At 64.1% G+C, this 19,940-nt stretch carries 23 protein-coding genes; 13 read left to right on the forward strand and 10 right to left on the reverse strand.

The window, feature by feature from the left end; genetic code table 11:
• Positions 1-4 precede the first annotated feature (4 nt).
• The 4 genes from N5A93_RS02680 to mbfA all read right to left on the reverse strand — a co-directional run bounded on the left by N5A93_RS02680 (position 5) and on the right by mbfA (position 3,821).
• Positions 5-463 carry a YaiI/YqxD family protein gene (locus tag N5A93_RS02680; protein WP_268953525.1) on the reverse strand — a complete coding sequence of 153 codons (459 nt, stop codon included), beginning with the start codon at positions 461-463 and terminating at the stop codon, positions 5-7.
• Positions 460-1,902 carry a Si-specific NAD(P)(+) transhydrogenase gene (sthA, locus tag N5A93_RS02685; RefSeq protein ID WP_268953526.1) on the reverse strand — a complete coding sequence of 481 codons (1,443 nt, stop codon included), beginning with the start codon at positions 1,900-1,902 and terminating at the stop codon, positions 460-462. Before sthA ends, N5A93_RS02680 begins: the two co-directional genes overlap by 4 nt.
• Before the next feature lie 4 nt (positions 1,903-1,906).
• A complete protein-coding gene (gene fghA / locus N5A93_RS02690; RefSeq protein WP_268953527.1) occupies positions 1,907-2,740 on the reverse strand; it encodes an S-formylglutathione hydrolase in 834 nt (277 codons plus the stop codon).
• A gap of 103 nt (positions 2,741-2,843) precedes the next feature.
• Positions 2,844-3,821: an iron exporter MbfA gene (mbfA, locus tag N5A93_RS02695; protein ID WP_268953528.1), complete on the reverse strand. Its 978-nt coding sequence runs from the start codon at positions 3,819-3,821 to the stop codon at positions 2,844-2,846.
• 182 nt (positions 3,822-4,003) lie between these two features.
• Here mbfA and N5A93_RS02700 point away from each other — a divergent pair, with 182 nt between their 5' ends.
• Complete coding sequence (locus N5A93_RS02700) at positions 4,004-4,162, forward strand: hypothetical protein (protein ID WP_268953529.1); 159 nt, start codon at positions 4,004-4,006, stop codon at positions 4,160-4,162.
• 83 nt (positions 4,163-4,245) lie between these two features.
• Positions 4,246-4,863, forward strand: a complete 618-nt coding sequence (locus N5A93_RS02705) for a TetR/AcrR family transcriptional regulator (protein WP_268953530.1) — start codon at positions 4,246-4,248, stop codon at positions 4,861-4,863.
• Positions 4,864-4,866: 3 nt separating this feature from the next.
• Here the strand turns inward: N5A93_RS02705 and N5A93_RS02710 are convergent, their stop codons facing one another.
• From N5A93_RS02710 to N5A93_RS02730, 5 genes are all read right to left on the reverse strand, one after another.
• Positions 4,867-6,051: an amino acid aminotransferase gene (locus N5A93_RS02710; RefSeq protein ID WP_268953531.1), complete on the reverse strand. Its 1,185-nt coding sequence runs from the start codon at positions 6,049-6,051 to the stop codon at positions 4,867-4,869.
• 3 nt (positions 6,052-6,054) lie between these two features.
• A complete protein-coding gene (gene sseA, locus N5A93_RS02715; protein WP_268953532.1) occupies positions 6,055-6,912 on the reverse strand; it encodes a 3-mercaptopyruvate sulfurtransferase in 858 nt (285 codons plus the stop codon).
• Positions 6,913-6,993: 81 nt separating this feature from the next.
• Complete coding sequence (locus tag N5A93_RS02720; RefSeq protein WP_268953533.1) at positions 6,994-7,275, reverse strand: hypothetical protein; 282 nt, start codon at positions 7,273-7,275, stop codon at positions 6,994-6,996.
• 91 nt (positions 7,276-7,366) lie between these two features.
• Positions 7,367-7,843 carry an SsrA-binding protein SmpB gene (smpB, locus tag N5A93_RS02725; protein ID WP_268953534.1) on the reverse strand — a complete coding sequence of 159 codons (477 nt, stop codon included), beginning with the start codon at positions 7,841-7,843 and terminating at the stop codon, positions 7,367-7,369.
• Between the two features lie 86 nt (positions 7,844-7,929).
• The gene (locus N5A93_RS02730) at positions 7,930-9,021 is read right to left on the reverse strand and encodes a CaiB/BaiF CoA transferase family protein (protein WP_268953535.1); all 1,092 of its coding nucleotides are present in this window, start codon (positions 9,019-9,021) and stop codon (positions 7,930-7,932) included.
• A 137-nt stretch (positions 9,022-9,158) separates the two neighbouring features.
• Here N5A93_RS02730 and N5A93_RS02735 point away from each other — a divergent pair, with 137 nt between their 5' ends.
• A complete protein-coding gene (locus N5A93_RS02735; RefSeq protein ID WP_268953536.1) occupies positions 9,159-9,665 on the forward strand; it encodes an SRPBCC family protein in 507 nt (168 codons plus the stop codon).
• 85 nt (positions 9,666-9,750) lie between these two features.
• Here N5A93_RS02735 and N5A93_RS02740 read toward each other — a convergent pair whose 3' ends face one another.
• Positions 9,751-10,242 (reverse strand): SGNH/GDSL hydrolase family protein, encoded by a 492-nt coding sequence (locus N5A93_RS02740; RefSeq protein ID WP_328404617.1) that lies wholly within the window; start codon positions 10,240-10,242, stop codon positions 9,751-9,753.
• Positions 10,243-10,413: 171 nt separating this feature from the next.
• On the opposite strand from N5A93_RS02740, the gene N5A93_RS02745 reads away from it, so the two are divergent.
• The 10 genes from N5A93_RS02745 to N5A93_RS02790 all read left to right on the forward strand — a co-directional run bounded on the left by N5A93_RS02745 (position 10,414) and on the right by N5A93_RS02790 (position 19,937).
• Positions 10,414-11,355, forward strand: a complete 942-nt coding sequence (locus tag N5A93_RS02745) for an ABC transporter ATP-binding protein (protein WP_268953537.1) — start codon at positions 10,414-10,416, stop codon at positions 11,353-11,355.
• Positions 11,352-12,113, forward strand: a complete 762-nt coding sequence (locus N5A93_RS02750) for an ABC transporter permease (RefSeq protein ID WP_268953538.1) — start codon at positions 11,352-11,354, stop codon at positions 12,111-12,113. Before N5A93_RS02745 ends, N5A93_RS02750 begins: the two co-directional genes overlap by 4 nt.
• A gap of 123 nt (positions 12,114-12,236) precedes the next feature.
• Positions 12,237-13,034 (forward strand): S49 family peptidase, encoded by a 798-nt coding sequence (locus N5A93_RS02755; protein ID WP_268953539.1) that lies wholly within the window; start codon positions 12,237-12,239, stop codon positions 13,032-13,034.
• 1 nt (position 13,035) lies between these two features.
• Positions 13,036-13,206 carry a hypothetical protein gene (locus N5A93_RS02760; protein ID WP_268953540.1) on the forward strand — a complete coding sequence of 57 codons (171 nt, stop codon included), beginning with the start codon at positions 13,036-13,038 and terminating at the stop codon, positions 13,204-13,206.
• A complete protein-coding gene (locus N5A93_RS02765) occupies positions 13,203-14,168 on the forward strand; it encodes a calcium/sodium antiporter (RefSeq protein WP_268953541.1) in 966 nt (321 codons plus the stop codon). Before N5A93_RS02760 ends, N5A93_RS02765 begins: the two co-directional genes overlap by 4 nt.
• Positions 14,165-14,944 (forward strand): SDR family oxidoreductase, encoded by a 780-nt coding sequence (locus tag N5A93_RS02770; RefSeq protein ID WP_268953542.1) that lies wholly within the window; start codon positions 14,165-14,167, stop codon positions 14,942-14,944. Before N5A93_RS02765 ends, N5A93_RS02770 begins: the two co-directional genes overlap by 4 nt.
• Before the next feature lie 301 nt (positions 14,945-15,245).
• A complete protein-coding gene (gene uvrC / locus N5A93_RS02775; protein ID WP_268953543.1) occupies positions 15,246-17,114 on the forward strand; it encodes an excinuclease ABC subunit UvrC in 1,869 nt (622 codons plus the stop codon).
• A gap of 80 nt (positions 17,115-17,194) precedes the next feature.
• The gene (locus tag N5A93_RS02780) at positions 17,195-17,878 is read left to right on the forward strand and encodes a TetR/AcrR family transcriptional regulator (protein WP_268953544.1); all 684 of its coding nucleotides are present in this window, start codon (positions 17,195-17,197) and stop codon (positions 17,876-17,878) included.
• Positions 17,875-19,179 (forward strand): phenylacetate--CoA ligase family protein, encoded by a 1,305-nt coding sequence (locus N5A93_RS02785; protein ID WP_268953545.1) that lies wholly within the window; start codon positions 17,875-17,877, stop codon positions 19,177-19,179. The genes N5A93_RS02780 and N5A93_RS02785 overlap by 4 nt, the downstream gene beginning before the upstream one ends.
• The gene (locus N5A93_RS02790) at positions 19,176-19,937 is read left to right on the forward strand and encodes an enoyl-CoA hydratase/isomerase family protein (protein ID WP_268953546.1); all 762 of its coding nucleotides are present in this window, start codon (positions 19,176-19,178) and stop codon (positions 19,935-19,937) included. The genes N5A93_RS02785 and N5A93_RS02790 overlap by 4 nt, the downstream gene beginning before the upstream one ends.
• The last annotated feature ends 3 nt before the right edge of the window (positions 19,938-19,940 follow it).

Below are 19,940 nucleotides of genomic sequence, written 5' to 3' on the forward strand. Positions count from 1 at the left end.
GTCGTCAGGCGCGGGGTTGCGTGGCGGCGGCGCGCACGGCTTTTTCGAGGGCTTCGAGAAAGCGCGAGCGGTCGGATTTGGTGAAGCCCTTGCCGCCGCCCTGGCGGAACGGGTCGGCGGCGCGCAAATCGGCCATCAGGTCGCGCGTGGCCAGCACGTTGCCGATATTGGCCGCCGTCAGCGCCTCGCCGTTATGCTTGAGCACCTGCGCGCCCGCCTCGACGCAGCGCGCCGCGAGGGGGATGTCGCCGGTGATGACCACGTCGCCCGGACCGGCACGCTCGGCGATCCACATATCGGCCACGTCGGGGCCGTCGGGGACGATCACGGTGTCAACCAGTGGGTTGGGCGAGGGGCGCAGGCCGCCATTGGAGACGACATGGACGCGCAGGCCGTGGCGGGTAGCGACCCTTTCCACCTCGGATTTGACCGGGCAGGCATCGGCATCGACATAGATGCTCATGTTTGCGTCTTTCCGGCGTGGCCCGCGTCGCGCCGCACCTTGTATTCCTCGGGGATGGGCATGCGGTTGAAGGCGTCGAGACCCGCGATCTTGTAGGCCTCGGCGAGGGTGGGATAGTTGAAGGTGTTCTGCACGAAATAGTCCACCGTACCCTTGAGGTTCAGCACCGCCTGAGCGATGTGGATCAGTTCGGTTGCGCCTTCGCCGACGATCTGCACCCCGAGAACGCGGCGGGTTTTGAGCGAGAAGAGCATTTTCAGCATGCCATGTTCGAGCCCCATGATATGCCCGCGCGAGGTTTCGCGGAAGCGCGCGACGCCGACCTCGTAGGGGATGCCGCGTTCCTGCATTTCCTCCTCGGACATGCCGCAGGTCGAGATTTCGGGCACCGAGTAGATGCCGTAGGGAAACCATGGGCTTTCGGGCAAGGTGGGCGTGTCGAGCGCGTCGCAGGCGGCGACCCGCCCCTGTTGCAGCGAGGTCGAGGCCAGTGAGGGGTGCCCGATCACGTCGCCGGCGGCGTAGATATGGGGCACGTCGGTCTGGTAGGTCTTGCGATCCACCGACAGCCGGCCACGGTGGTCGGCCGTGAGGCCGGCGGCGTCGAGGTTCAGGCTGTCGGTCGCGCCCATGCGTCCGGCGGCGAAGAGCAGCATTTCGGCGCGCACATGGCGGCCATTGGCGAGGCTGACCTCGACATGCTCGCCGCAATCGTCGATCCGGTCAATGGCGCTGCCGAGGCGCAGGTCGACGCCGTTCTCGCGGATCTGATGGGTGAAGTCCTGGATCAGGGTGCGGTCGATGAAATCGAGGAAGCTGTCGCGCGGCTCGATCAGGGTGATGCGCACGTCGAGCGCCGAAAACATCGTTGCGTATTCCACCCCGATCACGCCGGCGCCGACCACGATCAGGCTGCGCGGAATCCGGGCGAGTTCGAGAAACTCGTCGCTGTCGAGCACGGTGGTGCCGTTGAAGGGCACATCATCGGGGCGGTAGGTGCGCGTGCCGGTGGCGATCAGGAAGCGGTCGGCGGTGAGCCGGGTCTTGTCGCCCGCCTCGGTGGCGACCTCGATCTCGTGGGGGCCTATAAAGCGCGCCATGCCGCAAAGCGTGTCGACATGATTGCGGTTGAACTGGTGTTCCAGAACGTCGACCTCGTAATCGAGCGTCTTGTGCAGCCGCGCCTTGAGGTCATGCGCACCGATGTCGTCCTTGACCCGGTAGGAGCGCCCGTAAAAGCTGCGCTCGCGCCAGCCCGAGAGATTCAGCACGGTTTCGCGCAAGGTCTTGGAGGGGATGGTGCCGGTATGCACCGAGACCCCGCCCAGCCGGTCCTTGCGGTCGACCACAAGCACCCGGCGCTTGAGCTTGCCCGCCTGGATGGCGGCGGCGCGGCCCGCGGGGCCGGAGCCGATGATGACGAGGTCGTAATGGGACATGCCGTCAGCCTGTATAGAGCGCCTCGGCATGGAAGGCGACGTGGTCTTCCATGAAGGTCGAGATGAAATAATAGCTATGATCGTAGCCCGGCTGCATGCGCAGCGTCGCCTGCTGGCGGCGTTCGGCGCATGCGGCGGCGAGCGCCTCGGGGCGCAAGAGGTCGAGGAACTGATCGCTGGTGCCGGTATCCACCAGCACCGGGCCGTCGAAGCCGCGTTCGCGCATGAGATGGCTGGAATCATGCGCCGCCCATGCGGTTTCGTCATCGCCCAGATAGGCCGCGAACTGCTTGCGGCCCCAATCGCTGGCGCTTGGATTGCAGATCGGCGCGAAGGCCGAAACGCTGGTGAAGCGCCCCGGCAGCGACATCGCCAGCGTCAGCGCGCCGTGCCCGCCCATCGAATGGCCGGCGATGGCCTGCCGGTCGCCGTCGATCGCGAAATTGTTGATCAGCACGCGGGGCAGATCCTCGGCGATGTAATCCCACATGCGGAAATGCGGCGCCCAGGGGGATTGCGTGGCATTAACGTAAAAGCCCGCGCCCTGCCCCAGATCATAGGCGTCGTCATCGGCGACGCCCTCGCCGCGCGGGCTGGTATCGGGGAACACCAGCGCGATGCCGTGCTCGGCCGCCCAGCCCTGCGCCCCGGCCTTGGTCATGGCGTTTTCATGGGTGCAGGTGAGGCCCGAGAGATACCACAGCACGGGCACCGGGCCGTCCTCGGCCTCGGCGGGGAGGAACAGCCCGAAGGTCATGTCGCATTCGGTGGCCTGCGATGCGTGGCTGTATACGCCCTGCACGCCGCCGAAACAGGCGTTTTCCGATAGGGTTTCCATTGGCGCGTTCCCTTCTGATGTGGTCAGTGTCGCGCAACAGTGACCACGAGGCAGGGGGCAAAGGCAAGCCCGCGCGACGCGCCCAGGGCGGCTTTTTCGCGCGCTAGCCGCTGCCGATCAGCACCCCGGCGGCGAAGACCAGCGCGCCGCCCAGCACCACCTGGAAGGCGGCGCGGAAGAATGGCGTTTCCATGTAGCGGTTCTGAATCCAGGCGATCGCCCAGAGTTCGATGAAAACCACGACGAAAGCGATGCTGGTGGCGGTCCAGAAATCGGGGATCAGATACGGCAGGGCATGGCCGAGCCCGCCCACGGTGGTCATGACGCCCGAGGCGATGCCGCGTTTCAGCGGGCTGCCACGGCCCGAAAGCTCGCCGTCGTCGCTGGCGGCTTCGGTGAAGCCCATCGAGATGCCCGCGCCGATCGAGGCGGCAAGCCCGACAAGGAAGGTTGTCCAGGTGTCCTGTGTGGCGAAGGCGGTGGCGAAGATCGGCGCCAGCGTCGAGACCGAGCCATCCATCAGCCCGGCCAGCCCCGGCTGTACCCAGGTGAGCACGAACTGGCGCTTGGAATTGCGCTCTTCGGCGGCCAGCGCGTCTTCGTCAAGGTGTTCGGCCTGAAGTTCGGTGGCGCGTTCGCCGTGGCCCGCCTCGGCGGCGGCCAGGTCGCCCAGCAGCTTGCGGGTGGCGGGATCGGTGCTGCGCTGTGCGGCCTTGTGATAGAAGGCCTCGGCGTCGTGCTCCATCGCTTCGGCCTCGGCGCGGATGCGTTCGATCCCGAGGTTCTCCATCAGCCAGACCGGGCGGCGGGCATAGAACCCGGCCACATGTTCGCGCCGGATCAGCGGGATGACCCCGCCAAAGCGGCTTTCATGCAGGTCGATGAGGGCGCGGCGGTGGCTGTCTTCCTCGGCGGCCATGCCATCGAAGATGCGTGCCGAATCGGGAAAGTCGGCGCGCAGGTGTTCGGCATAGGTCCTGTAGATCCTGGCGTCGTCCTCTTCGGAGGCGATGGCAAGTGCCAGGATTTCCTGTTCGGACAGATCGGCAAAGCGTCGGCGCGATGAAACTCCGGGGATCATGCGCGGGTCTCCTTTGTTAGAATGATTCTAAATTACTCGCAGGAATCGGAAACGCAAGCCCTCTGGGGCGGACAGAAGGCCGCGGAAGAAAGTGAACAGATCAGTTCAGTTTTGACTTGCAAAGTAAACTATCTGGTTTAGATCTGAAAAAGTAAACTGATCAGTTCAGATAGGAGATCGTCATGAAACCCGTCCTTGCCGCACTTGTGATCATGCTGTCCGTCGGCCCTGCATTCGCCTTTGGAATCGGGACCGACACGCTGACCCCGACTCTGTCCTACCCGACCCCGAAACCGGCCCCCGCGCCCGTCACCCAGACCGACGCGGGCATCAACAGCTAGAGGATGCGCGACGTAAACGAGCGAGGTGCTTGCGGTATCCCCCCTGGCGCGACTAGACTGCGACGGCTTTGGGGAGACACCGCATGTCGGCGATGGCCGCTGAAATCAAGAAGGGCAGAAAGTTCGACCAGGTGCTGGAAGGCGCGCGCGAAGTGTTCATGCGCGACGGGTTCGAGGGCGCCAGTGTCGACGAGATCGCCCGTGTCGCAGGTGTCTCGAAGGCCACGCTTTACAGCTATTTCCCCGACAAGCGGCTGCTGTTTTCCGAGGTCGCGCGGATGGAATGCAACCGGCAGGCCGAGGCGGCGCTGGCGGAGTTCGATGCGGATCATCCGATTGACTGCGTGCTGCGGCTGGCGGCGGATCGGATCGTGCGCTTTTTCCTGTCGGATTTCGGGCAGCAGGTGTTTCGCATCTGCGTAGCCGAGTCGCACCGCTTTCCCGAACTGGGCTGCAGGTTCTACGAATCCGGCCCGGCGATGGTGCGCGACCGGCTGACCAGCGTGCTGACGCCCTATGTCACGAGCGGCGTGCTGAAGATCGACGACATGGCCCTGGCCGCCAACCAGTTCGGCGAGCTGTGCAAGAGCGATCTGTTCCTGCGCAGCCTGTGCGGGGTCGGCAAGCCGGCCACCGAACAGGATATCGAGCGCGTGGTCGAAGGCGCGGTCGCCATGTTCCTGGCGCGCTACCGCGCCTGAGCGTCAGGCGCCCACATCAACGATGGCCTGGGCCAGCTTGGGCACGGTGTCCTTGTTCAGCCCGGCGATATTGATGCGCGAATCCCCGACCATGTAGATACCGTGATCCTTGCGCAGGCGTTCGACCGTTTCGGGCGAAAGTCCGAGGCGCGAGAACATGCCGCGATGCTGGGCGATGAAGCCGTAACGATCCGAATTGGTCAGTTTGCGCAGCTCGCCTGAGAGCTGTTCGCGCAGGCCCAGCATGCCGTTGCGCACCTCTTCCAGCTCGGCCTGCCAGTCGGCGCGCAGATCGTCGCTGTGCAGCACGAGCGAGACCAGCCGCGCGCCGTGATCGGGCGGAAAGGAATAGTTCTGGCGGTTGAGATAGGCCAGGTTGCCTTGCGTGACAGCATGCAGCCCCTTGTCCTGCGCCACCGCCATCAGGATGCCGGTGCGTTCGCGGTAGATGCCGAAATTCTTTGAGCAGCTTGCGGCGATCAGCACTTCGGGGCAGCCCGAGGCGACCGCGCGGGTGGCGGCGGCATCGGCCTCGAGCCCGTCGCCGAAGCCCTGATAGGCGATGTCGATCATCGGCAGCGCGCCAAGGTCGTTCATCAGCGCGATGACCGCCTGCCATTCCGGGCCGGTCAGGTTGGCGCCGGTCGGGTTGTGGCAGCAGCCATGCAAAAGCACCACGTCGCCGGCGCGAAGCCCGGCCAGATCGGCCATCATGCCGTCGAAATCGACGCCGCCGGTTTCGCTGTCGAAATAGCGGTAGCTGACGGCTTCGATCCCGAGATGCTTGAGGATGCTGAGGTGGTTGGGCCATGTCGGGTCCGACACGAACACCCGCGCTTCGGGATTGGCCATGTGAATGAGGTCGAAGGCCTGGCGCACCGCGCCGGTGCCGCCCGGCGTGGCGACGGCGGCGACGTGGTCGCGCGCGACGGCATCGCCCAGCACGAGGCCGATCATCGCATCCGAGAAGGCAGGATCGCCCGCCAGCCCGGTATAGGCCTTGGTGGTTTCCTCGTCCCACCAGCGGCGCTCGGCTTCCTTGACGGCGCGCATGATCGGGGTCACGCCCTGCGGGTTCTTGTAGACACCCACGCCAAGGTCGATCTTGTCGTCGCGCGGATCCTCCTTGTAGGCCTGCATGAGCGCGAGGATCTTGTCCTTGGGTTGTTCCTTGAGATGTTCGAACATGGGTCAGTCTTCTCCGGTGGCGACGGGCACGGTGGGGAAGGCGCCCCATTCGCACCAGGACCCGTCGTAAACAGCGTGATCGGTCTTGCCGATCCGCTCCAGTGCAAGGTTGATGATGGCGGCGGTCACGCCCGATCCGCATGAGGTGATAACGGGTTTGGAAAGATCCACCCCCGCATCCGCGAAGACGGCGCGCAGCCCGTCGGCATCCTTCATCGTGTCGTCGTCATTGAGCAGGTCGCGATAGCAGACATTGCGCGAGCCGGGTATATGCCCGCCGCGCAGGCCCTCGCGCGGTTCGGGCTCTTCGCCGCGGAAGCGGCCGGGCGAGCGGGCGTCGAGGATTTCGTGATCGCCGAGCTTGGAGGCGGCGGAGACCTGCGTGACATCCTTGACCATGTGGTTCTGGCGGCGGACCGTCATGTGGCGGTCGCGCACGATGGGGGGCATGTCCTCGGTGGGGCGGCCCTCGGCCACCCATTTGGGCAAGCCGCCATCCAGCACGGCGATGTTGTCCTGCCCCATCAGGCGGAACAGCCACCAGACGCGCGCCGCCGAAAACAGGCCCAGCGCGTCATAGACCACCACCTGATGCCCGTCGCCCACGCCCATCGCCCGCAGGCGCGACATGAATTTTTCGACCGGGGGGACCATATGCGGCAGGGCCGAGCGATGGTCGCTGATGTCGTCGATGTCGAAGAAGCGCGCGCCGGGAATATGCGCCGCGTGATATTCGGCGCGGGCATCGCGGTCGGTTGGCGGCAGGAAATAGGTGCCATCGAGGATCCGAAGGTCGGGATCCTTCAGATGGCTGGCCAGCCAGCCGGTGGATACGAGGGTTTTAGGATCGTCATGGGCCATGTGCGCGTCCCCTGATTTCGGACGGCTCATGCCTAGCGCGCGGCGCAGTCGAGAGCAAGCAATCCCGGTGCGCCGCCGGGTTTATTTCACCAGCATGTTCCGGATCGAGCCAAGCGCCAGCAAGACCGCCGCGCCGCCGAGAGCGCCCGTCACGGCATGGGTCCAGAGCACCCCGGCATCGCCACCGCCCAGCGCCGAGGACAACCCGTCATCGCCCAGTACCGACAGCGCCTTTGCGCCGATTCCCGCACCGACCACCCCGGCAAGGGCGTTCCCGAAAAGACCCAGGTTGATGTTGCGCAGAAGCCCGGCGGCGACATTCGCGCCAAGCGCACCGGAGATCAGCCCGATCAACAGTTCCATGCGCCCCCCCCTTTTTGTACCAGCGATCACACGAGAGTAGCAAAACCGGGCGGCTTTCCCATCATGGGAATTATGACCGGCAGGTCACCGCTCAGCCGTGATCCTTCAGAAGGCGCTGTTTCTGGCGATTCCAGTCGCGCTTGGCCTCGGTCTCGCGCTTGTCATGGGCCTTCTTGCCCTTCGCGATGCCGATCTTCATCTTGGCGATGCCCTTGTGATTGAAATAAAGAACAAGCGGCACCAGCGTCATGCCCTTGCGCTGCGTCTCATTCCAGAGCCGGGCCAGTTCCTTTTTCGACACCAGCAGCTTGCGGCGGCGTTTTTCCTCGTGCTGGAAGGTCTTGGCCTGCTCGTAAGGCGCGACGTAGGAGTTCACCAGCCACAATTCACCGTTATCCACGGTGGCGTAGCTTTCGGCGATGTTGGCGCCACCAAGGCGCAGGGATTTGACCTCGGAACCTTCAAGGATGATGCCGCATTCCAGATCGTCCTCGATCGCGTAATCGAAGCGCGCGCGCCGGTTCTCGGCGACGACCTTGTAGTTGGGGTTTTCCTTTGGCTTGGCCATGTTGCCTGTCCTGTCGCGCTGTGCCCGAAGCGGCAAGATAGACGCTTGCGCGGGGTGATCCAAGGGGGCGTGGACGAATCGGGCGCTCAGGCCAGCCCGCGCGCGGCAAGTTCGGCGCGAAGTGCCGCGCCATCGGCATCGCGTGCGGGGATCGGGCGCGGCGCGGGCGCGACCCCGTCAAAGCGCGGCGCGGGGGCGGGTTGCTGCATGCCGTCGGCCATGTGCCAGACGCCGCGCGCCGCCATATGGGGGTCGCGCGCGGCTTCGGCGGGCGAAAGGACCGGCGCGACGCAGGCGTCGCTGCCCTCGAAGAGGCGCGCCCAGTGATCGCGCGGCTGTGCCGCGAAGATCGCGGCAAGGCGTTCGGTCTGGGCGGGCCATCGGGCGGGATCGTTCTGACCGGCGAAGGCGGCATCATCCGAGAGCCCCATCAGATCCAGGAACGTGGCGTAGAATTGCGGCTCGAAACATTGCACGCTGACATGACCGCCACAGGCGCAGCGATAGGTTCGGCACCAATGCGCCCCATCCAGAAGGCTTTGCCCGCGCGTCTGCGAAAGGTTACCCGCAGGCGCCATCGACATCAGCAGCGCCATCATATGCGCCGAGCCATCGACGATGGCCGCGTCCACCACCCTGCCCTGCCCTGTGCCTGCGGCGCTGATGATCCCGGCCAGAATCCCCGCCACCAGATACATCGCGCCGCCGCCGATATCGCCGACCAGCGTCGGCGGCGTCAGCGGCGCGGCACCGGGCGGCGAGGCGTACCAGAGCGCGCCCGATGTCGCGATGTAATTGAGGTCGTGCCCCGCCATCGGCGATTTCGGCCCGTCCTGCCCCCATCCGGTCATGCGGCCATAGATCAGCGCCGGATTGTCGGCGTGGCAGGTTTCGGGGCCAAGGCCCAGCCGCTCCATCACGCCGGGGCGAAAGCCCTCGATCAGCGCATCGGCGGTAGCGATCAGCGCCCGCGCGGTGGCAAGGTCGGCCGCGTCCTTGAGGTCAAGCGCGATGGTGCGCTTGCCCCGGTCCAGCAGGTTGCGCGCGCCGGCCACGGCGTTGCCTGTGCCGGGGCGCTGGATCACGATCACCTCGGCCCCGAGATCGGCCAGCATCATGGCGGCGAAGGGGCCGGGGCCAAGGCCCTCGATCTCGATTACGCGGATACCTTGCAACATCTTCCTTCCCCCGGTCGTGGCGTTCCGGCGCGCAGCTTAGCGCGCCGCACGCCGGGTGCAATGACGCTGGCCACTTGGCCAGCGATGCGGGTTGCTCTAGGCTGAGCCGCAGGGCGGACGCGACAGGAGGAAGCGCCATGAAGATGAGTGACGAACGTATTATCGAAGCCGATCGTGCGACGGTCTGGGCGGCGCTTCTGAACCCGGATGTGTTGAAGGAATGCGTGCCCGGCGCGCAGGAGGTCACCGGCAATCCCGAAGACGGGTTCGAGGCCACCGTGACCCAGAAGGTCGGCCCGGTGAAGGCCACGTTCAAGGGTCACGTCACCGTATCGGAGATGGTGGAACCCGACAGCCTGACCCTGAGCGGCGAGGGCAAGGGCGGGGCCGCCGGCTTTGCCAAGGGCGCGGCCGATGTGCGTCTGGAAGAGGTGCCCGAGGGCACGCGGCTGTCTTATGACGTGGAAGCCAAGGTCGGCGGCAAGCTGGCGCAGCTTGGCAGCCGGATCGTCGACGGTTTCGCCAAGAAGATGGCGGACAATTTCTTTTCCCGGCTCGAAGAGGTGATCGAGGGGCCAAAGGAAGAGGACGACGAGGCGGAAGCCGAGAAGAAAGGCTGGCTGAAGCGGCTGATCAAGTCCTAGCGAGAAGACGGCGGGCGGCTGTGCGTCTCGATGATGCGCGCGATCCTGCGGCCGATTTCATCGCTGCCCTTGGGCGAGGGATGGATCAGGTCCAGCCCGTGATAGGACCGGTCGCCATGCGGCACGACATCGGCCAGCGACAGGAAATGCACGCGCCGGTCTGGCGCATCCGGGAGACGAAGCCGGGGATCCTGCCGCGCTTGCCGTCCTCTGAAATCAGCCGCGAAATGCGATGCTTGCACGGGCCGCAGAGACATCCCATCCAGATATCGTTGCCGCCGCCATTCATGACGACCCATTCCCAGTCGCCTTGGCGATATTGCTTGGTGATATTGAGTCCGGCACTGCCCGAGATCGGCAGCGCATAGAGGAACCGGGCGCCGATCACCGAGCGATCCGTCACCGGTTCGTTCAAGCTGTTTTCGATGGCGTCCGAGACGGCGCGGCCCTGCACCCTGTTGAAGGCCATAAGCGAATCGCCCAGCAGCAGGATGCGCGACCCGCTATCGGATGTGACAGGTTCGCCGCAGCCTGCGAGCACAATCAGAGAGACCAATGAAACCAAGCGTTGAATCATGTTCCGGCCACTCATCCTGATTTTGCCTGCAAAGTTTGTAGCATCATACGCGCGGAAGGAAAGCCCAAAGCGTGCCCCCCTGCATGCCTGCACAGAGGGGTCTGCATGCCGGGCGATTTGCAGTCGGGCGGCAATGCCTTAGCCTGCGGGGATCGAAAACGGAGACGCCGCATGACACCGATGGTCGAGGTCGAGAACCTGCGCAAGACATATGGCGATGGCTTCGAGGCGTTGAAGGGAACGTCGCTGACCATCGACGAGGGCGAGATCCTGGCCTTGCTCGGCCCCAATGGCGCGGGCAAGACGACGCTGATCTCGGCGCTTTGCGGGATCACCACGCCAACCGGCGGTCAGGCCCGCGTGGGCGGGCATGATGTGGTCAAGGAATACCGCGCAGCGCGCGCGATGATCGGGCTGGTGCCCCAGGAGATCGCGCTGGAGCCGTTCGAGAAGGTCATCAACACGGTGCGGTTCTCGCGCGGGCTGTTCGGCAAGGCGCAGGATGCCGCGCTGACCGAAAGGATCCTGCGCCAGCTGTCGCTGTGGGACAAGCGCAACGCACGCACCCGCGAACTGTCGGGCGGGATGAAGCGGCGGGTGCTGATCGCCAAGGCACTGATCCACGAACCGCGCGTGCTGTTTCTGGACGAACCCACCGCGGGCGTCGACGTGGAGCTGCGCCGCGACATGTGGGAGGTTGTCAGGGGACTGAAGGCAGAGGGCGTCACCATCATCCTGACCACGCATTACATCGAAGAGGCGGAAGCCATCGCGGACCGGATCGCGGTGATCAACAAGGGCGAGATCCTGCTGGTCGAGGACAAGGCGGCGCTGATGCGGCGCATGGGGCGCAAGACGCTGCGCATCGACCTTGCGGAGCCTGTCGGCGCGGTCCCGGCGGCGCTGGCGGATTACGATCTTGAACTGGCCGCGGATGGCAGCGCGCTGAGCTATCATTATGACACGCGCGGGCAGGACGGCACCGGCATCACGCGGCTGTTGCAGGCGCTGGCCGATGCGGGGCTGACCCTGAGCGATCTTCACACAACGCAGTCGAGCCTTGAGGAAATCTTTGTCGGGCTGGTCAGGGACGAAGAGGAGGAAACGGCATGAACCTGCGGGCCATCCAGGCGATCTATGTCTACGAGATGAAGCGTTTCCTGCGCACCTTGATGGAGAGCCTTCTGTCGCCGGTGATTTCGACATCGCTTTATTTCGTGGTGTTCGGGTCGGCTATCGGCAGCCGGATAGACCAGATCGAGGGCGTCAGTTACGGCTCGTTCATCGTGCCGGGGCTGATCATGCTGACGATCATCACCCAAGGCATCAGCAATGCCAGTTTCGGCATCTATTTCCCGAAATTCATCGGCACGATCTACGAATTGCATTCGGCGCCGATCAATTTCCTGGAGATCGTCATCGGTTATGTCGGCGCGGCGGCGACGAAATCGCTGATGATCGGGGCGGTGATCCTGGTGACGGCGGGGTTTTTCGTGGATCTGGACATCATGCATCCCTGGCCGATGCTGGCCTTTCTGGTGCTGACCTGCCTTTCGTTCTCGCTTTTCGGTTTCATCATCGGGATCTGGGCCGAGAATTTTCAGCAATTACAGATCATCCCGCTGCTGGTGATCACGCCGCTGGTGTTTCTTGGCGGGTCTTTCTATTCGATCTCGATGCTGCCGCCGATCTGGCAGACGGTGTCCTATTTCAACCCGGTGGTTTACCTGATCTCGGGCTTCCGCTGGTCGTTCTTCGGGCTGGCGGATGTACCTCTGGGGCTGAGCCTGTTGGCGATTGCCGCCTTTACCGGGCTGTGCCTGTTCATCATCTGGCTGATCTTCAAAACCGGCTACCGGATCAAATCCTGAGCGGCGCAAGCGCCTGAAGCGCGTGACTTATCTGCGCATCCATTCCGGCTTTTTGTGGGCGGGGGAAAAATGCTTGGCGATGCCGCCTTGTTTGTCGGTCTCCGGCATTCTACATCGGTTGCCATGAAAGAGCGCATTCCCTTTCTCAACCGTGGCCCGCTGGTTGCCGTGATCCGTCTCAACGGAACGATCGGAACCGGCAGCCGTTCGCAGCTCAATGACGAGGTGCTTGCGCCCGCGATCGAGAAGGCGTTCAAGCGCGGCAAGCCGAGGGCGGTGGCGCTGCTGATCAATTCGCCCGGCGGCTCGCCAGTGCAGTCATCACTGATCGCATCGCGCATCCGGCGGCTGGCCGATGAAAAGAACATTCCCGTCCATGCCTTTGTCGAGGATGTGGCCGCCTCGGGCGGTTACTGGCTGGCGACGGCGGCGGAATCGATCTGGGTGGACGAGGCCTCGATCGTGGGGTCGATCGGCGTGATTTCCGCAAGTTTCGGCGCGCCCGTGCTGCTGGCGCGTCAGGGGGTGGAACGCCGGGTCCACAGCTCGGGGAAATCCAAGAGCTTCCTTGATCCGTTCCTGCCCGAAAAGGAAGAGGACGTGACGCGGCTCAGGGGGCTGCTGGAACAGATGCACGGCGTCTTCGAAGCGCAGGTCACGAGCCGTCGTGGCGCGCGGCTGGCCAGGAACGACGATCTGTTCACCGGCGAATTCTGGCTTGGCGCAAGGGCGATCGAGCTGGGGCTGGCAGACGGGGTGGCGCATCTGGTGCCCAAGATGAAGGAACTTTACGGCGACGATGTCCGCTTTGCGCAATATGGCCGCAAGCGCGGGCTGTTCCAGCGCTTTGGCATAAGCATGGCGGCGGACGCCATTGCCGGGGTCGAGGAGCGCGCGGCATTCGCGCGTTTCGGCCTCTGAGGTGATCGTCAAGATCGTCATATTGTTTCTTGTCGGCATGGGCGTCATGGCCATGTTCGGCAAGCTGCGCTTTCCGGGCCAGAAGAAGCTGGCCTCGGCGAAATGTCCCAAATGCGGACGCTTCCGTATCGGCAAGGGTCCATGCCCCTGCGGAAAGGGCAAGACCAAATGATGCCATGGTTATTGGCGAGTCTGGGATTGGTGATCCTGCTTCTGGCCGGCGATGCATTGGTCAAGGGCGCGGTCAATCTGAGCCTGCGGATCGGGATTCCGGCGCTGATCGTCAGCCTGACCATCGTGGCCTTCGGGACATCCGCGCCCGAGTTGCTGATCTCGGTCAACGCGGTGCTGGACGACAAGCCGGCATTGGCACTTGGCAATGTGATCGGGTCGAACACCGCCAATATCCTGCTGGTGCTGGGACTGCCCGCGATGCTGTCGGTGCTGCACACCAGCGATTGCGACACGCGCAAGACCTATGTGTTCATGCTGGCGGGCTCGGTGCTGTTCATCGGGCTGGCCTTTCTGGGCACGTTTACCCTTGTGTCGGGACTGATCCTTCTGGCGGGACTGTCATTCGTGCTGACCGATGCGTTCATCGAGGCGCGCCAGCATCGCCGCGCCAGTTTTGCCATTGTCGCCGGTAACCCCGACGATATCGCGGAGGTCGAGGGGGCGGACCCCGATATGCCCTGGTGGCAGATCGTGCTGTTCCTGATGCTGGGATTGGTGGGCCTGCCGCTCGGGGCGGACCTGCTGGTGGACAATGCCTCGATCATCGCGCGCCAATACGGCATCAGCGAAGCCGTGATCGGCCTGACGCTGGTGGCGCTTGGCACCTCCTTGCCGGAACTGGCGACGACGGTGATGGCGGCGCTGCGCAAGCAGGCCGATGTGGCGCTTGGCAACGTGATCGGCTCGAACATGTTCAACCTGCTTGCGATCATCGGCATCACCGCCCTGATCGGCGATCTGCCGGTGGACCGCGAGTTCCTGCAATTCGACCTGTGGGTGATGTTGGGGGCGTCGCTGCTGATCGTGCCCTTCGTCTTTTTCAAGGTCGATATCGGTCGTCTTTGGGGCGTCGTGCTGACGGCGCTTTACGTCACCTATATCGTTGTGGTGCTGGCATGAGCAGAGCTTTGGTAACTGGAGCGGGGAAACGGCTGGGCCGCGCGATGGCGCTGGAACTGGCGCGGCGCGGGCATGATGTTGCGGTGCATTACGCCAGCAGTGCCGAGGAGGCGGAATCGGTTGCGCAGGAGATCCGCGAGATAGGACAGCGGGCCGTGACGCTGCAAGCGGACCTGCTGGACGAGGCGCAGGTGGAGCGGCTTTTGCCGGCGGCCGCCGAGGCGCTGGAAGGGCCGATCACCGTGCTTGTGAACAACGCGTCCATCTTCGAGCATGACACGCTGGAAACCGCCAGCCGCGAAAGCTGGGACAGGCACATCGAAAGCAACTTGCGCGCGCCCTTCGTGCTGATACAGGCGCTGGCGCGCCAGGTGCCCGCGCCCGTCCCCTGCGAGGGTGGCGAGCCGGTGGCGCAGGGTCTGGTCATCAACATGATCGACCAGCGGGTGCGCAAGCTGACCCCTGAATTCATGAGCTACACACTTGCCAAGATGGGATTGTGGGCGCTGACCCGGACCGCCGCGCAGGCGCTGGCGCCGCGGGTGCGGGTCAATGCGATCGGCCCCGGTCCGACCCTTCAGGGCTACCGCCAGAGCGACAGTCATTTTCAGCGCCAGCGCCAGGCGACAGTGCTGGAGCGGGGCGCCAACAGCGCTGATATCATCGCCGCGCTATCCTATTTCCTGGATGCGCCGGCGGTGACCGGGCAGCTTCTGTGCGTCGATGGCGGGCAGCATCTGGCCTGGCAGACGCCGGATGTGCTGGGCCTGGAGTGACCCGGGGACGAGACGATGCCGGGGGAACTTGTGCACGACCCGGAAAACCGTCAGAAAGCTGTTACAAAATTTTTAATGTTTTCAATATTTTGCGAGCAGTGAAAGTTTTTTACCTGCAATTTCAATGGCTTGAAAATACGCCTAAAAATTGGGCAGATCGATCAAATCATCTGAATCCAAGGGAATATTTCCCTTTCACGAAACTTGCCCCCAAGTTTATCCACAGGATTGGTGGAAAGGTTTCCTCTTGCCCGCACCGCGATAAGATTGCAGCGACCCGGAAGAATCATATCTGAGCCTCATGACCGAGCAGAACAGCGACAACACCCCTGAAACGGGCCACGGCCTGATCCGCCGCTACCTGCGGACGCTGGATTCCTCGCCCGGAGTCTACCGGATGCTCGATGCACAGGCGCGGGTGCTGTATGTCGGCAAGGCCCGCAATTTGCGGGCGCGGGTATCGAATTATGCCCGGCCCACCGGACATACCGCGCGCATCGCCCGGATGATCCGTGAAACCGCCTCGATGATGTTCCTGACCACGCGCACCGAAACCGAGGCGCTGCTGTTGGAACAGAACCTCATCAAGCAGCTGAAGCCGCGCTACAACGTGCTGTTGCGCGACGACAAGAGCTTTCCCAGCATTCATGTCACCGCCCATGATTACCCGATGATCCGCAAGCATCGCGGCGCCAAGAAGGGCAAGGGGCGGTTCTATGGCCCCTTCGCCAGTGCGCGCGCGGTCAACCGGACGCTGGCGCAGTTGCAGCGCGCGTTCCAGTTGCGCAATTGCACGGATACCCAGTTCGCCTCGCGCACGCGTCCGTGCCTTCAATACCAGATCAAACGCTGCACCGCCCCTTGCGTCGGCTATATCAGCCAGGAGGATTATGCCGCCGTGGTGCGCGATGCGGAACGGTTCCTTTCGGGGCGCTCGACCGAGATTCAGGACAAGCTGAAAACCCAGATGGCCGAAGCGTCCGACGCCATGGAATTCGAGCGCGCAGCAGCGTTGCGCGACCGGATCAAGGCGCTGACCGAGGTGCAGAGCGCGCAAGGCATCAACCCGCGCACCGTGTCCGAGGCTGATATTGTGGCGCTGCATCTGCAGAACGGGCAGGCCTGCGTGCAGGTGTTCTTTATCCGGGCCGGGCAAAACTGGGGCAACCGGGATTTCTATCCGCGTGTCGGCGACGATGTCGAAGAGGCCGAGGTGCTGGAAGCCTTTATCGGGCAGTTCTACGACAGCAAGGAACCGGCGCGGCAGCTGATCCTGTCGCATCCGATCGAGAACGCCGATCTGATGACCGAGGCCCTGAGCGGAAAGCTGGGCCGCAAGGTCGAATTGCTGGTGCCCAAGCGCGGCGAGAAAGCCGAGTTGGTGGATGCCGCGCTGCGCAACGCCCGCGAGAGCCTGGCGCGCAAGATGTCCGAAACGGCGACCCAGGCCAAGCTGCTCAAGGGGCTGGCCGAGGCGTTCGACCTGCCCGCCCCGCCCCAGCGGATTGAAGTCTATGACAACTCGCATATCCAGGGCACCAATGCGGTCGGCGCGATGATCGTGGCCGGTCCCGAAGGGCTGATGAAGAACCAGTATCGCAAATTCAACATCCAGGGCGACGACCTGACGCCGGGTGACGATTTCGGGATGATGAAAGAGGTGCTGACCCGGCGGTTCAAGCGGCTGCTGAAGGACGACCCGGAGCGCGAACACGGGCTTTGGCCCGATCTGCTGCTGATCGACGGGGGCGCGGGACAGGTCAGTGCCGTGGCGCAGATCATGCGCGAAATGGGGGTCGAGGACATCCCCATGCTGGGCGTCGCCAAGGGCGTGGACCGCGACCAGGGCAAGGAGGTGTTCCACCGTGTCGGTGCGCGGCCCACGGCGCTCAGGCATAATGACCCGGTGCTTTATTTCGTGCAGCGTCTGCGCGACGAGGCGCACCGATTTGCCATCGGCTCCCACCGGGCGAAACGCGCCAAATCCATGAGCGCCACCCCGCTTGACGAGGTGGCCGGCGTGGGCGCGGCCCGCAAACGGGCGCTGTTGGTGCATTTCGGGTCAGCCAAGGCAGTGAGCCGCGCCAACCTTGCGGATCTGAAGGCGGTCGAGGGGGTGTCGGAGGGGCTGGCGCAGAAGATCTACGACTTCTTTCACGAAAAGGGCTGAGGCGCACAGGACGAAGGGGCGGTTGACCAGGTCCGCAGTTTTAATGAATATGGATTCAGTTTCATAAAATTGGATTGCCCATGAGTACCGCACAGAAGCCCCGGCCTGACCCCTCTGGCCCCATCGGCACGTTCAACTATCGCAAGGTCCTGGCCGAGCGCGTGAGAGGCGAAACCAAGGGCCAGCGCACGGCACAACAGATCCGCATCGCCACCTGCGCCCTGCTGGAAGAGGCCGCGCTTCAGGATCTGACGATCAGCGCCATCTGCAAGAAGGCGGGCGTGGCCAACGGCACGTTCTACCTTTATTTCAAGGATCAGTCGCAGCTTCTGGATGATCTTCTGCCGGGCTTTGCGCATTTCCTGCAGGATGGCATGATGCGGGCCAGCCGGGGCGCGCCGGATGACAGTATCCGCGCCGCAACGCTGGCCTATGCGATGCTGTTTCGCGAAAACCGGGGCCTGATGAAATGCCTCGTGCATCATCTTGATCGCTTTCCCGAGGCGCGCGGCGCGTTTCACCGGCTGAACCGCGACTGGATCGAGACCGTGGCCGCCGCCGCGCGGCGCAGGATCGAGCGCGATGGCACCGCCCTGCCCGAGGACGAGCTGATGCGTCGCGCCTATGCGCTTGGCGCGATGACGGACCAGTATTTCTCAGGGTTGTTCCTGTCGGGCGAACCCGGGCTTGTGGCGGTATCCGGCGATCTGGAGGCGGTGATCGATACGCTGACGACAATCTGGGAGCGGGGATTGATGCCATGAATTTACTTCACGAGGGCGATTTTGCCGGGGCTGATAAGCTGAAGGCGCATCAACAGGCGGCCTGGGCCATGCAAAGCGGTTATGTGGCGCGGAATTCGGCATTCTACCACGCCTTGTGGCAGGGCAAGCAGCCTTCGGCCGATCTGCGCGACCTGCCCGAGCTGCCCTTGTCGGACAAGGCGCAGTTACGGATTTCGCAGGCCGATCACCCGCCTTTCGGCGATTACATGGCCGCCCCGCGCAGCGCCGCCGTGCGGCTGCACCGCACATCCGGGACCACGGGGCAGGCGATGAACCTGGCGCTGTCGGCAAAGGACTGCCTGGCAACGGAAACCGTTGGCGGGCGGTGCCAGTCGGCAGCGGGGCTGACGCCGGATCATACGGTGGTGCATTGCCTCAATTACCAGATGTGGATGGGCGGGCTGAGCGATCACATGACCTTGCAGGCGACGGGCGCAATGGTGGTGCCCTTCGGTGTGGGCGCGACCGAGTTGCTGGTGCGCACCATTCAAGAGGTGGGGATCGACGCGATTTCCTGCACCCCGTCATATCCGGCGGTTCTGGAAAGGGTCATCGCCGAGAGGTTTCCGGGGCTGAAGCCACGAGACCTGGGGCTGAAGCTGGGCCTTTTCGGGGGCGAGGCGGGGCTTGATGACCCGGCCTTTCGTGATCGCTTGCGCGATGTGTGGGGGATGGAGCCGCGCAACGCCAATTACGGCGTTTCGGACGTGTTCTGCAATTTCGCGGCGCAATGCACGCATGACACGCGGCTGCATTTCATGGCGGCGGATGTTCTTTTCCCCGAACTGGTCGATCCCGACAGCGGCGCGCCGCTGCCACTGGAGGCGGGGCAGACCGGAGAGCTTGTTCTGACCCATCTGATGCGCGACTGCCAGCCGCTGGTGCGGTTTCGCTGTGGTGACATCATCACCGTGGATGCAACCGAACCCTGCGCCTGCGGGCGCACGGGGTTCCGGTTCCGGGTGGTGGGACGCTCGGATGATATGGTGGTTGTGCGCGGGCTCAACCTGTTCCCGACGATGGTCGCGGCGGTGATCAATGAGTTCGCGGCATTGTCCGGGGATTACCGGATCGTGCTGGACGGGCCGCCGCCCCATGACAGCCTGCCGGTGACGGCGGAACTGGCCGAAGGACAGGAGCCGGGCGAGGGGCTGGCGCGGCAGGTTGAGGCCGTGATCAAGGCCCGGCTGGGCGCAACCGCCCGCGTAACCTTGCTGCCGCACGGGACGCTGCCGCTGACCGAAGGCAAGACGAAACGCGTGATACGGAGTGATAAATGACTGATTTCACGTATGAAACCGTACTGAGCGAGATGACGGGCGATGGTGTGCGGACGATCACCCTCAACCGCCCCGGCAGCCTGAACGCGATGAACCGGCAATTGATCGACGATGTGGCGCGCGCCTTTGACGACGCCAATGGCGACGCGGCGACGCGGGCAATCCTGTTCACAGGGGCCGGCAAGGCGTTTTGCGCGGGCGATGACCGACATGCGCATGTTCACCCCGAGACCGAGGAAGAGGCGCGCGAGCTGGTGCAGGCGATCCAGCGGGCGACGCATGCGATCACGCTGGGGCCAAAGCCGGTGGTGGGCGCGATCAATGGCTGGGCCGTGGGGGGCGGTTTTGAATGGGCCATCAATTGCGATTTCCCGATCTGGGGCGCGTCGGCCAAGGGCTTTTTTCCGGAAGTGTCGCTCAACCTGTTCGTGACCGGTGCCGTGACCAGCCTCTTGCCCGCGCTGGTCGGGCTGATGAAGGCACGTGAGATGCTGTTTTTCGGCGACCGCTATGGCGCCGAGGAGCTGCACGGCCTTGGCTTGGCTTGGAAAACCGTTGAAGATCATAATCTTATAGAGATGGCCCAAGCAGAGGCGCAGCGCCTGGCGGACCTGCCGGTCTTGTCGGTGCGCGCGATGAAACGGGTTCTCAACAGCGCCGCCCTGCCCGATCTGCACCGCGCGTTGCAGTTGGAAACCGATGCGACGGTCGCCGGATTCATGGACCCTGAGACCACGAAGCGGCTGAGCGATTTTTGACCG

This window comes from Roseovarius salincola (assembly GCF_026891095.1).
Lineage (GTDB): Bacteria > Pseudomonadota > Alphaproteobacteria > Rhodobacterales > Rhodobacteraceae > Roseovarius > Roseovarius salincola.

Coding starts and splice junctions, on each gene's coding strand:
- N5A93_RS02680 (WP_268953525.1), bottom strand. CDS start 463: ATGAGCATCTATGTCGATGCCGATGCCTGCCCGGTCAAATCCGAGGTG.
- sthA (WP_268953526.1), bottom strand. CDS start 1,902: ATGTCCCATTACGACCTCGTCATCATCGGCTCCGGCCCCGCGGGCCGC.
- fghA (WP_268953527.1), bottom strand. CDS start 2,740: ATGGAAACCCTATCGGAAAACGCCTGTTTCGGCGGCGTGCAGGGCGTA.
- mbfA (WP_268953528.1), bottom strand. CDS start 3,821: ATGATCCCCGGAGTTTCATCGCGCCGACGCTTTGCCGATCTGTCCGAA.
- N5A93_RS02700 (WP_268953529.1), top strand. CDS start 4,004: ATGAAACCCGTCCTTGCCGCACTTGTGATCATGCTGTCCGTCGGCCCT.
- N5A93_RS02705 (WP_268953530.1), top strand. CDS start 4,246: ATGTCGGCGATGGCCGCTGAAATCAAGAAGGGCAGAAAGTTCGACCAG.
- N5A93_RS02710 (WP_268953531.1), bottom strand. CDS start 6,051: ATGTTCGAACATCTCAAGGAACAACCCAAGGACAAGATCCTCGCGCTC.
- sseA (WP_268953532.1), bottom strand. CDS start 6,912: ATGGCCCATGACGATCCTAAAACCCTCGTATCCACCGGCTGGCTGGCC.
- N5A93_RS02720 (WP_268953533.1), bottom strand. CDS start 7,275: ATGGAACTGTTGATCGGGCTGATCTCCGGTGCGCTTGGCGCGAATGTC.
- smpB (WP_268953534.1), bottom strand. CDS start 7,843: ATGGCCAAGCCAAAGGAAAACCCCAACTACAAGGTCGTCGCCGAGAAC.
- N5A93_RS02730 (WP_268953535.1), bottom strand. CDS start 9,021: ATGTTGCAAGGTATCCGCGTAATCGAGATCGAGGGCCTTGGCCCCGGC.
- N5A93_RS02735 (WP_268953536.1), top strand. CDS start 9,159: ATGAAGATGAGTGACGAACGTATTATCGAAGCCGATCGTGCGACGGTC.
- N5A93_RS02740 (WP_328404617.1), bottom strand. CDS start 10,242: ATGATTCAACGCTTGGTTTCATTGGTCTCTCTGATTGTGCTCGCAGGC.
- N5A93_RS02745 (WP_268953537.1), top strand. CDS start 10,414: ATGACACCGATGGTCGAGGTCGAGAACCTGCGCAAGACATATGGCGAT.
- N5A93_RS02750 (WP_268953538.1), top strand. CDS start 11,352: ATGAACCTGCGGGCCATCCAGGCGATCTATGTCTACGAGATGAAGCGT.
- N5A93_RS02755 (WP_268953539.1), top strand. CDS start 12,237: ATGAAAGAGCGCATTCCCTTTCTCAACCGTGGCCCGCTGGTTGCCGTG.
- N5A93_RS02765 (WP_268953541.1), top strand. CDS start 13,203: ATGATGCCATGGTTATTGGCGAGTCTGGGATTGGTGATCCTGCTTCTG.
- N5A93_RS02770 (WP_268953542.1), top strand. CDS start 14,165: ATGAGCAGAGCTTTGGTAACTGGAGCGGGGAAACGGCTGGGCCGCGCG.
- uvrC (WP_268953543.1), top strand. CDS start 15,246: ATGACCGAGCAGAACAGCGACAACACCCCTGAAACGGGCCACGGCCTG.
- N5A93_RS02780 (WP_268953544.1), top strand. CDS start 17,195: ATGAGTACCGCACAGAAGCCCCGGCCTGACCCCTCTGGCCCCATCGGC.
- N5A93_RS02785 (WP_268953545.1), top strand. CDS start 17,875: ATGAATTTACTTCACGAGGGCGATTTTGCCGGGGCTGATAAGCTGAAG.
- N5A93_RS02790 (WP_268953546.1), top strand. CDS start 19,176: ATGACTGATTTCACGTATGAAACCGTACTGAGCGAGATGACGGGCGAT.